We start from the raw sequence: 9,323 nt of genomic DNA, 5'->3' as shown, positions 1-9,323 counted from the left end.
CGAAGGGCAGCGCACCTTCGGCTGGCGCGAAGCGCTCAACGAACTCGAGATCGCCTACCCGGGAAGGATCAAGTAAATCAGGTAAAGAGCACTCTCCATTACTCAGAGTAAGAATTTACACACTTGAAGTGACAAGCTCGGCGAACCGGGCTTGGTGTCACATCTGTTGACGCTGTGCGGGATGATGATCGGCGACGCCCCCGTCGTGATCTCTGGCGGGGGTCATTGACCAGCCGATATCTCTACAGGAGAGGTGCCTGATGGCCCTGCCGGCTATGACGGCGGAGCGGCGTGCGAAGGCGTTGGCGAAGGCGGCCGAGGCGCGTACGGCCCGCCGTGCGCTGCTGGCGGAGGTGGCCTGCGGCGTGGTGAGCGTGGCGGAGGTGTTCGAGCGCGGCGGGCAGAATCTGGTCGGCAGGACACGGGTGGTTGCGGTCCTGCGGGCCGTTCCCGGATATGGGCCGGCCCGGGTCGCGGCGTTGATGGCCATCTGCGGGGTGGCGGAGAAACAGCGTGTTGGCACGCTGAACGAGCAGCAGCGCGAGCGACTTGTGCGGGCTTTGAGCAGCTGACAGCGCCCGGACTGATCGTGCGCGCTACCGCAGCTCCGCGTCCGGGTGAGGCCTGCTCTGCAGGCGATCGCGAAGTTCGGCCTGCTCCGCCGTCAGCGCCTGGCCCGGGCGTCGGATACGGGCCGGGCGAGGCCGGGAGATGTCCTCGCCGTGCAGGAGGGCGAAGTCGGCGTGAGCCGCCTCGACGGCTTCGGGGTAGGCCTGCGTCTTCTCGTGCTCGGCCAGGGCCCGGTAGATGCTGGCCAGGGACGGGTTCTCGCCCTTGCGTTTCCCTGTCGGGATGATCAGGTTCTTGCGGATGTCTTCGACGCGTTCCCCTGCCGTCTTGCGGCGCAGCACGGTGTGCAGCATGTCGTCGGTGATGACCGGGGGCCGGCCGCCGTGGTTGCCCTTGCGGGCTGCCGCGTCGAGTCCTTCCAGGGTGGCCTCGCGGATGGCTTCGCGTTCGGTCTCGGCCATCGCGGCGAAGAACGCGAACAGCATCCGGCCCGGCCCGGCCGGATCGTAGATGCCGGCCAGCGGCCCGGCGAGCATCTCCAGCACCAGGCCGTGCGCGGTCAGGTGGTCGCCAGCGCGTCCAGTTGTGACTGCAGTTCCTGGGTGAGGGCGGAGCAGCGGGCATAGCCGATCCGGATGTCGGCGGAGGGCCCATCGTCACGCAGCGGCGCGGGCGGTGGTGTGCCGGGCCGCCACGGTTGGCCGGGCCCGCGGTCGGCCAGGGTGATCACCCGTAGCAGCTTGGCCAGCCGGGGGATCTTGGTGAAGCGGCCGGTGTGGTAGGTGCCGGCCACCGCGCCCGAACGCGACCGGCACGGCGAACCGGGCGCGACGGCGCATCGCGGGCACGGGTGACGCTCGACCTCATCGGCGTCACGGGTGCCTTCCTCGGCCATAGCGGGCAGATGAGCTGATTCGGCGTGTTCGTGGGGTTCCGGGGCCTCGGCCATGCCCCAGATGCTCTCACAAACATTTCCCAGAATCCGGGTATCCGCCGACTTGCATGAGAACGAGTTCTGAGAAGAAATCAGCCTCTCTGGCGATCGCAATCGGCCCTGCGAAGCCGTCTGGTGATCTTCTCTGGCAATCGCTCGTTTCTGAGAACACAAACGCCCTTGGCTCATACGCAGGGTGCGGGACTCGCCGACTTCTACCGGATCTTGGCCGACGACCGGGAGATCCCGACCGGAAGCTGAACACCCCTATCCCAGGCGGCGATCATCCGGGATGGTCGCCGACGGGCACCACGGCGATGGTCGCTTCGGCGGATGATCCGGGCACCAGGTGGATGGAGTCTCCCGGCTGGGCTGAGGCGAGCGCGTGGGGGTCGGCCGGGCGCGCGTGATGGTAGAGGACGCGGCGTTGAAAGTCGTCCAGGACGATCTGTCGTCCGGCCAGGTTCACCTGAACCTGACTGGTGAGCAGGACGCCGAACTCCGGGTCGGTGGGCGGCGGGTCGCCGGAGGCGCCACGGGTCATGGTGATCTGCGACCAGGTGGTGCGGACTTCCTCTCCGCGCAGGAGCCGCGCAAGCTGGATGAGTTCGCCGATCTGCTCTGGGGTGACCTCGTCCAGGTCGGGGATGGTGACGCGGTGGAAGGTGTGGGCCTGCACGGTGAGTAGCGCCTGCAGGAAGGTGACCGTCCAGCGGGCCATGCCCGGCAGGGGTGAGGCGCGCACTTCGGATTCCTCCGGCCGCCAGAGCGAGGTGAGGGGGCGACCGCCGCGAACCGCGACGACCAGTCCGGTGGTGGCGGGGAGGTCGGCAACCATCTGCATCGCCGGCAGTACGTCGGCGGACGTCTTGCCGACGACGGAGGACAAGGTCATGTTGACCCGGTTGCGGTCAGGTCCGTTCAGCCAGACCTGGAACTTGAGGACCCCGGAACGGTCGGTGCCCGACAACCACACGCCGGGCCCGTCCACGCCGCGCGAGATCTGCACGTCGACCAGGTCCAGTGTGTGCGCCACCGTGCCGTCTGCGGCCAGCATCCGGATCTCCAGGTCGGGGCGGTCGTTGCCGGCCCCGGTGGGGATCATGAAGCTGAACCGGCCGGGCCCGGTGGACCTCAGCAGGCCTGGCGGCCCGGTCACGCTGGTGACGATGCCGGGTACGTCGTGGAAGGGAGCGCCGTAGCGCAGCCAGTCCTCGACCGCCTGCTGCTCGGGCGAACCGACCGGGACCTCCAGTTGCACCGAGGTGGTGATCGGCCGCAGCCGCAGCGACTCGGCGCAGCGGGGTAGTAGCCGCATCAGCAGGTAGGAGTCAGCGTCCAGTTGCCGGTAGTGCACCCAGGCCACCGGCACGGGGCTGTGCAGGTCGCCGTCGCATGCCTGCTCATGCACGCGGCCAGAGCGGATCTGCACCTCGTAGCGGTAGAAGGGGTCTACCTCGTTCAGCGCGGCGGCCAGGCTGCGCTGGCGGGCGATGACCGCCTGAAGCAGATCTTGGCCGGGTGCTCCTTGGGGCACGTCGCGGCCGCCCTGTAGCGCGTCGGCCATCAGCCGGTGCAGGCGCTGCCCGCCGTCGCCGAAAAAGTACTCCACCAGGGCGGGATTCTCGGCGGCCATGCCGTCCAGCTTGCTGCCGCCCATCCAGTGCGTGTGGATGCCGTGGCCGGCGGTGAGCTGCTGCAGCCAGTCCAGCCGCTCGTTGCTCGGTTCCCACGGGGTCACGAGGGTCCACGAGCGCACCGGCAGAGTGGGCAGCGTCTCGGCGACGAAGGTGTCCCAGGAGTTCTCTACGCTGGTCGCCTGCTTGGCCGTCAGTGCGCGGCTGTAGCGCTTGACCTGGTAGATGTCGTAGCCGTCGGGATTCCAGACCCGTATGTCGACGCCTCGGTCGCCACGTGATGGGGTGGGCCGGTTGCCGTGCGGGTGCTTGAGCAGCAGCAGTGCCGCGACGAACTCTTCGACTTTCTCCCCGGGTTCGCGCTCCCAGTTCACCGTCGTCATGCGTCATAGCGAAGCAGAAGGCGGCGACATTTCGCCTCGCATCCTCACGCGGTGGGGTGGGCGGCGGCCATGACGCCGTGCACGGCAGCCGTGATGCGCTCGGCCGCCTGGTCGGGATCGGGCCGGCCGGCGTCCAGCCAGGCGATGACGGCCTCCAGGGTGAAGGCGGGGATCAGGTTGGCGGCCCAGTCCAGCCACGGGCCCTCCGGGATGACGCGCGCCAGGTTGCTTCGGCCGACCTCGCGGGAGGCTGCGGTGATGGAGTCGATCAGCTCGCGGAAGTCGGGCTCGCGGGCGGCGTAGCGGAACAGCAGCTTGAACCCGTCGGGATCGGCGGCGGCGGCGCGCAGCAGGGCGGGGATGGCACTTTCGTCGAAGTCGTCGGCGCCGGTGGCCTCGGCCAGCCGTGCGCACGCGCGGTCCAGTACGGCCCGGTAGAGGTCGGCCTTGGAGTCGAAGTGGCGGTACAGCATCGCCCGGGTGAGCTCGGCCTCGGCGGCGATGTCGTCCAGGCCGGTGGCGATATAGCCGGCGCGGGCGAAGGTGCGGGTGGCCGCGTCCAGGATCTGCTCACGCCGCTCGGCGCGGCGCAGCCTGCGCACCGGCTGAGCCGGCGCGGCCTCGTGCTGGCTCTGGCCCGCTTCAGTGCTCATCCCAACCTCCACTTGTAGAAGGCAAAGTCTACATGTAGCTTCTTATACGTAAGGGTCTACAAATAGGAATCTACTTAAGGAGGGGCTGTGTCCGATCTTGTACAGCTGCCGTTCGAGCAGCCTGGCCCGCTGGAGCCGCCGCCGCTGCTGCGCCGCTTGCAGGCCGCGGGCCCGATCCACGCCATCCGCACCGCTGTCGGCGATCCCGGCTGGCAGGTGACGGGGTATGAGGAGGTGCGCGCTCTGCTGGACGATGCTCGGCTGGGCCGCGCTCACCCTGAGCCGGAACGCGCCTCGCGTACGGGAGAGTCGGAGCTGTTCGGCGGCCCGCTGGGCGGCTTCGACACCGAGCAGGCCGACCACCGGCGGATGCGCTCGCTGCTGCAGCCGCACTTCTCGCCCAAGCGGATGCGGGCGCTGCGCGGCCGCGTCGAGCAGTTCACCACCCAGTTGCTCGACGAGCTGGAGAAGGCCGGGCCGCCCGCCGACCTGCACGCCGCGCTGGCGCTGCCGCTGCCGATCGCGGTCATCTGCGAGCTGCTCGGCGTCCCGTACACCGACCGCGAGCAGTTCCGCGCCTGGACACAACAGACCGCCGACGTCACCGACCGCGCCCGCTCGGCTCAGGGGCTGGGCTCGCTGTTCACCTACGGGCAGCAGCTGGTGGCCCGAAAGCGGGCCGCGGGTGACGCGGACGGCGATGTGATCTCCCGGCTGGCCGCCACCGACGGGGTCAGCGATGACGAGGCTGCCGCGATGGGGATGTTCCTGCTGTTCGCCGGGCACGAGACCACGGTCACCGCGATCGGCAAGGGTGTGCTGTGGCTGCTGGCCACGCCCGGCCAGTGGCAGGCCCTGGTCGACGACCCCTCCCGGATCGACGCCGCCGTGGAGGAGATCCTGCGCGCCCCGAGCCTGGGCGGCGGCGGCATCCCCCGCTACGCCCGCGAAGACCTGGACATCGCCGACGTGCACGTGCGGACAGGGGACCTCGTGCTGCTCGACACCGGCGCCGCCAACCACGACGCACACGTATTCGCCGATCCTGACCGGTTCGACGTCGACCGGCCCGCCGTCCCGCATCTGACCTTCGGGCACGGCGCCCGCTACTGCGTCGGCGCCCCGCTCGCCCGCATCGAGCTGCAGGTCGTCTTCTCCCAGCTCGCCGCCCGCCTCCCCACCTTGGAGCTGGGCTGCGCGGTAGAGGAGCTGACCTTCGACAGGCGCACGCTGACCGGCGGGCTGACCGCGCTGCCGGTGACCTGGTGACCGGCATGAGCGCGGCCAAGACGAACAGACAGGTGAACAGACGGCGGCCGCTGTTCGGCCGGCTGTATCCCAAGATGGCCGCCGGCATGGACCGAGGCGGCATGACCGAACGCCGCAGCGAGCTGCTGGCCGGCCTGTCCGGCGCGGTGGTCGAGGTCGGCGCCGGGCACGGCGTCAACTTCGCGCACTACCCGCCCGAGGTGACGCGGGTGATCGCGGTGGAACCGGAACCGCGCCTGCGCGCGCAGGCCGCCGCCGCCGAGACGGCGGTCCCGGTGGAAGTGGTGCCCGGCGTCGCCGAGCACCTGCCCGCGGCCGATCACAGCGCGGACGCGGTGGTGATGTGCATGGTGCTGTGTTCGCTACCCGACGTCGGAGCGGCGCTGGCCGAAGCGCGACGCGTGCTCAAGCCGGGCGGGCAGCTCCGATTCCTGGAGCACGTGCGAGCCGACACGACCGGCCTGGCCCGCCTTCAGGACGTACTGGATGCCACCATCTGGCCGCATCTGGTCGGCGGCTGCCACCTCGGCCGCGACGCCGAGGCCGAACTCCGGCGGGCTGGGTTCCGCATCGACCAGCTGGACCGATTCCTCTTCCCGCCCGCGCGCACCCCGGTCTCCTTCCACATCATCGGCACAGCCCTGCGTGATGGCGATGAGTGAGCGGCATGGCGAGGGGCGGCCAAAGGCGGCATCGATACGGACAGCAGAGAGGAACGCTATGGACACCACGCCCCTCGCATTGACCGTGGCCGGCTTCGACGGCGAGCTGACGGGCGCGGGGACGCAGCCGTTCCTGGTGGACTTCTGGGCGAGCGGGTGCGGGCCGTGCAAGGCGCTCACCCCGGTGCTGGAGGAGGTCGCGGCGGAGCAGGCGGGCCGGCTGCGGGTGGGCATGGTGCAGTTGGACCATGCGCCGGAGCTGGCGGGCCGGTTCGAGGTCATGGCATTGCCGACGCTGATCGTCTTCGTCGGCGGGGTGGAGAGGAAGCGGCTGACCGGGGCGCTCACCAAGGCCCAGTTGCTCGCGGAACTTGAGGAGTTCGGCATCTGAACCCGCCACGCCCGGCAGCTCAGCTGCCGGGGGCGACGCTCACTGGCGCGCCAAAGCCTGCACCGAAAGACCAAGCGGGCCCGTCGCACCCCGGCTGACCAGCGCAGGTCGTTTTCGGGAGCAGCCGCCGGACTCAGTGACCACGGTGCTCGGTGATCCAGCGGGCGGCGAGCAGTCCGGAGGCGGCGGTCAGTACCGCGGCGGCGATGACGGTGGCCTCCAGGCCGAGGGCGTCGGCCAGGATGCCCGCGACGAGGGCGCCGGCGGCATAACCGATGTCGCGCCAGAACCGATAGGTGCCCAGCGCGTTGGCGCGCCAGGCCGGATGGGCGTGGTCGGAGACCGAGGCGATCAACGCCGGGTAGACCATGGCCGTGCCCAGGCCGAGCGCCACGGCGGACAGGATCCCGGCCAGCAGCGGCCGCTCCAGCAGCACCAGGGCCAGGACGAATCCGCCGGCCTGCACCAGCATGCCGTAGACGATGAGGGGTTTGCGGCCGATGCGGTCGGCCAGATGGCCGGTGGGGATCTGCCCGAGGCCCCACAGGATCGGATACAGGCCCTTGATCAATCCGACGGCGGCCAGGCCGAGGCCGTGGTCGGTGAACAGCAGCGGGAAGACGCCCCAGGTCAGTCCGTCGTTGAGGTTGTTGACCAGGCCGGCCTGGCTGGCGCCGCGCAGCGACCGCTCCCGCCAGGAGGTGCGCGCGAACGTGGCCGCGAGCCCGGTGTTCTCGCCGTCGGGCAGCGGCTTGGGGTGCTGGGCGAGCTCCAGGGCGACGTGCGCGGCGGTGTCGCGCACGGTCAGCGCCAAAATTAGGCCGGTGGCGACGAAGACGACACCGATCAGCTCCGGCGCCGGGCGGAGCCCGTAGGCGGTGGCCAGGTAGCCGGTCAGCAGCGCGGTGACGCCGACCGCGGTGTAGCCGGCGGCTTCGTTGAGTCCGGTGGCCAGGCCGCGGCGGGCCGGGCCGACCAGGTCGATCTTCATGTTGACGGTCATCGACCAGGCCAGACCCTGGTTCAGGCCAAGCAGCACGTTCGCCGCCACGATCCACCACCACGACGGCCCCCACGCCAGCATGAACGGCACCGGCGCGCCGATCAGCCAACCGGTCAGCAGAAGCTGCTTGCGGGTGAAGCGCGCGGTCAGCGCACCGGCGGCGAGGTTGGTCAGAGCCTTGGTCACCCCGAAGGCGATGATGAAGGAGAACACCGCCAGGTCGCTGGTCAGCCCGAAGATGTCGGTGCCGATCAGCGGCACGGTGGTGCGCTCCAGCCCGACCAGACCGCCCACGCAGATGTTCACGACGACGAGCAGGGTGAACTGCAGCCAGTTCTCTCGCAGCCCGAGCCGTACCGGGGGGATGGTGCCGGTGCTCACCGGGCACCGCCGTCGGCGATGTCGGCGTCGGCGGTGTCGAGTCGCAGGCCGTGGGCGGCGGCGTACTCGGCCGGGCCGCCGTCAAGGACGGTCACGCCGGCGTGCCCGGCGCGTTCCAGCACACTGGCGGCCGTCATGGCACGTTCGCCGTGCCCGCAGGCCACCACCACACCGGCCGGGGCGTCGCCTGCATGGCTGGCGAGGTCGCCGAGTTCGAGGTGCAAGGCGCCCGGCACGTGCCCGGCGGCGTACTCGGCTTCCTGCCGCACGTCGAGATAGGGGCCGTCCGGCGTCTGGTCGGCGGTAACGAACGCGGTGGTCGTCTGTGGGTGGCCGGCTTCCAGCCAGGCGGGCATGCCGCCGGCCAGGTGCCCAGGCAGCCGCTCATAACCGATGTTGTACGCCTGCCACACGACCTCCGCCAGGTCCTGCCCGTCGCCGGCGACGAAGACCAGAGGCGTGGTGTCGGGCAGCAACCAGCCCAGCCAGGTGGCGAACTGATCCCGCAGCGGGATGGACAGCGCGCCGGGGATGTGCCCGGCCGCGAACTCGGCGGCAGGCCGTACGTCTACCACCTGGCCGCCGACGGCGAGCAGCGCCTTGACCTGCCCGGCATCGAGTGCCGGCAGTGGCGGTGTGCCGGCCAGGACGGCGGGGCCGCGCCGGTTCGCCTCGGTCAGGCGCGCGAAGTAGGCGGGGTAGGAGCCCAGGCTCACCACCAGCCGCTCCACGAAGGTGTCCTCATCCGGTGCGGCCAGCAGCGGATTGGTCTGCTTCTGCGCGCCGATCGTGGAGGTGCGCTCGGCGCCGGGCGGGGCCGAGCAGAACGAGCCCGCGCCATGGGTGGGCCACACCGGAGTCGCGTCCGGCAGCGCGGCCAGCCGACGTAGCGAGCGGTACTGGGCGCGAGCCAGCTCCTCGGTACGTTCGGCGCCGAGCAAGTCGGTGCGGGCGGCCGAATCCACGATCAGCGACCCGCCGGTAAACACCCCCAGCTCCCGGCCGTCGTCCAGCAGCAGGAACGACAGGTGCTCGTCGGTGTGCCCGGGGGTGGCCAGCGCGCGCAGCCGCAGCCCGCCCAGGTCGACCTCCTCGCCGTCGGCCAGGCCCCGGTGCGGGAAGGCACGCTTGCCGGCGGCGGCGGCCAGCACGGTCGCCTGCGTGTCGCGGGCGAGCTGCACGGCGCCGGACAGGAAGTCGGCGTGCAGGTGTGTGTCGGCCGCGTACGCCACCCGCAGTCCGCGCCGCCGGGCAGCGGCGTGCAGGGCGCGCAGGTCACGGCTCGCATCCACGGCCAGGGCGCGGCCGTCGCCCAGGTCCAGCAGGTAGGCGCTGTTGCCCAGACCTTCGTCGACCAGCGGTATCAGGTGGTCGCTGGTGAATCCCACGATGTTCCTCCAAGCTGCGGCCCGCTCCGGGCCGGGGTGAGTCGCGCACGAC

The 9,323-nt window shown here is 70.7% G+C and carries 10 protein-coding genes; 4 read left to right on the top strand and 6 right to left on the bottom strand.

Features of this window, described 5'->3' with window-relative positions; genetic code table 11:
* Positions 1 to 260: 260 nt before the first annotated feature.
* Complete coding sequence (mihF, locus tag ACTWQA_RS54035; RefSeq protein WP_443166620.1) at positions 261 to 572, top strand: integration host factor, actinobacterial type; 312 nt, start codon at positions 261 to 263, stop codon at positions 570 to 572.
* Between the two features lie 24 nt (positions 573 to 596).
* Here the strand turns inward: mihF and ACTWQA_RS54030 are convergent, their stop codons facing one another.
* The 4 genes from ACTWQA_RS54030 to ACTWQA_RS54015 all read right to left on the bottom strand — a co-directional run bounded on the left by ACTWQA_RS54030 (position 597) and on the right by ACTWQA_RS54015 (position 4,177).
* The gene (locus tag ACTWQA_RS54030; protein ID WP_443166621.1) at positions 597 to 1,106 is read right to left on the bottom strand and encodes a recombinase family protein; all 510 of its coding nucleotides are present in this window, start codon (positions 1,104 to 1,106) and stop codon (positions 597 to 599) included.
* A 23-nt stretch (positions 1,107 to 1,129) separates the two neighbouring features.
* Positions 1,130 to 1,519 carry a zinc finger domain-containing protein gene (locus tag ACTWQA_RS54025; RefSeq protein WP_443166619.1) on the bottom strand — a complete coding sequence of 130 codons (390 nt, stop codon included), beginning with the start codon at positions 1,517 to 1,519 and terminating at the stop codon, positions 1,130 to 1,132.
* Between the two features lie 268 nt (positions 1,520 to 1,787).
* Entirely contained in the window at positions 1,788 to 3,524 is a 1,737-nt protein-coding gene (locus ACTWQA_RS54020; protein WP_443166618.1) for a hypothetical protein, read from the bottom strand.
* A 44-nt stretch (positions 3,525 to 3,568) separates the two neighbouring features.
* A complete protein-coding gene (locus ACTWQA_RS54015) occupies positions 3,569 to 4,177 on the bottom strand; it encodes a TetR/AcrR family transcriptional regulator (RefSeq protein WP_443166617.1) in 609 nt (202 codons plus the stop codon).
* An 87-nt stretch (positions 4,178 to 4,264) separates the two neighbouring features.
* Between ACTWQA_RS54015 and ACTWQA_RS54010 the strand changes: the two genes are divergently transcribed.
* The 3 genes from ACTWQA_RS54010 to ACTWQA_RS54000 are packed head-to-tail and all read left to right on the top strand — an operon-like array spanning position 4,265 to position 6,499.
* Complete coding sequence (locus ACTWQA_RS54010; RefSeq protein WP_443166616.1) at positions 4,265 to 5,446, top strand: cytochrome P450; 1,182 nt, start codon at positions 4,265 to 4,267, stop codon at positions 5,444 to 5,446.
* Between the two features lie 5 nt (positions 5,447 to 5,451).
* A complete protein-coding gene (locus tag ACTWQA_RS54005) occupies positions 5,452 to 6,108 on the top strand; it encodes a methyltransferase domain-containing protein (RefSeq protein ID WP_443166615.1) in 657 nt (218 codons plus the stop codon).
* A 58-nt stretch (positions 6,109 to 6,166) separates the two neighbouring features.
* Complete coding sequence (locus ACTWQA_RS54000) at positions 6,167 to 6,499, top strand: thioredoxin family protein (RefSeq protein ID WP_443166614.1); 333 nt, start codon at positions 6,167 to 6,169, stop codon at positions 6,497 to 6,499.
* A gap of 133 nt (positions 6,500 to 6,632) precedes the next feature.
* On the opposite strand, the gene ACTWQA_RS53995 is transcribed toward ACTWQA_RS54000, so the two are convergent.
* The gene (locus ACTWQA_RS53995) at positions 6,633 to 7,883 is read right to left on the bottom strand and encodes an MFS transporter (RefSeq protein WP_443166613.1); all 1,251 of its coding nucleotides are present in this window, start codon (positions 7,881 to 7,883) and stop codon (positions 6,633 to 6,635) included.
* The gene (locus tag ACTWQA_RS53990) at positions 7,880 to 9,271 is read right to left on the bottom strand and encodes an MBL fold metallo-hydrolase (protein WP_443166612.1); all 1,392 of its coding nucleotides are present in this window, start codon (positions 9,269 to 9,271) and stop codon (positions 7,880 to 7,882) included. The genes ACTWQA_RS53995 and ACTWQA_RS53990 overlap by 4 nt, the downstream gene beginning before the upstream one ends.
* Positions 9,272 to 9,323 lie beyond the last annotated feature (52 nt).

Source organism: Nonomuraea sp. 10N515B (assembly GCF_052245915.1).
In the GTDB taxonomy this organism is placed as follows: Bacteria; Actinomycetota; Actinomycetes; order Streptosporangiales; family Streptosporangiaceae; genus Nonomuraea.
The sequence above is the reverse complement of the archived record's forward strand: the minus strand, read 5'-3'. Positions and strand labels throughout refer to the sequence as shown.

Excerpts from the sequence above, each read along its gene's own strand:
- ACTWQA_RS54030 (WP_443166621.1), bottom strand. The coding sequence starts at position 1,106 with ATGCTCGCCGGGCCGCTGGCCGGCATCTACGATCCGGCCGGGCCGGGC.
- ACTWQA_RS54005 (WP_443166615.1), top strand. The coding sequence starts at position 5,452 with ATGAGCGCGGCCAAGACGAACAGACAGGTGAACAGACGGCGGCCGCTG.
- ACTWQA_RS54025 (WP_443166619.1), bottom strand. The coding sequence starts at position 1,519 with ATGGCCGAGGCCCCGGAACCCCACGAACACGCCGAATCAGCTCATCTG.
- mihF (WP_443166620.1), top strand. The coding sequence starts at position 261 with ATGGCCCTGCCGGCTATGACGGCGGAGCGGCGTGCGAAGGCGTTGGCG.
- ACTWQA_RS54015 (WP_443166617.1), bottom strand. The coding sequence starts at position 4,177 with ATGAGCACTGAAGCGGGCCAGAGCCAGCACGAGGCCGCGCCGGCTCAG.
- ACTWQA_RS54000 (WP_443166614.1), top strand. The coding sequence starts at position 6,167 with ATGGACACCACGCCCCTCGCATTGACCGTGGCCGGCTTCGACGGCGAG.
- ACTWQA_RS54020 (WP_443166618.1), bottom strand. The coding sequence starts at position 3,524 with ATGACGACGGTGAACTGGGAGCGCGAACCCGGGGAGAAAGTCGAAGAG.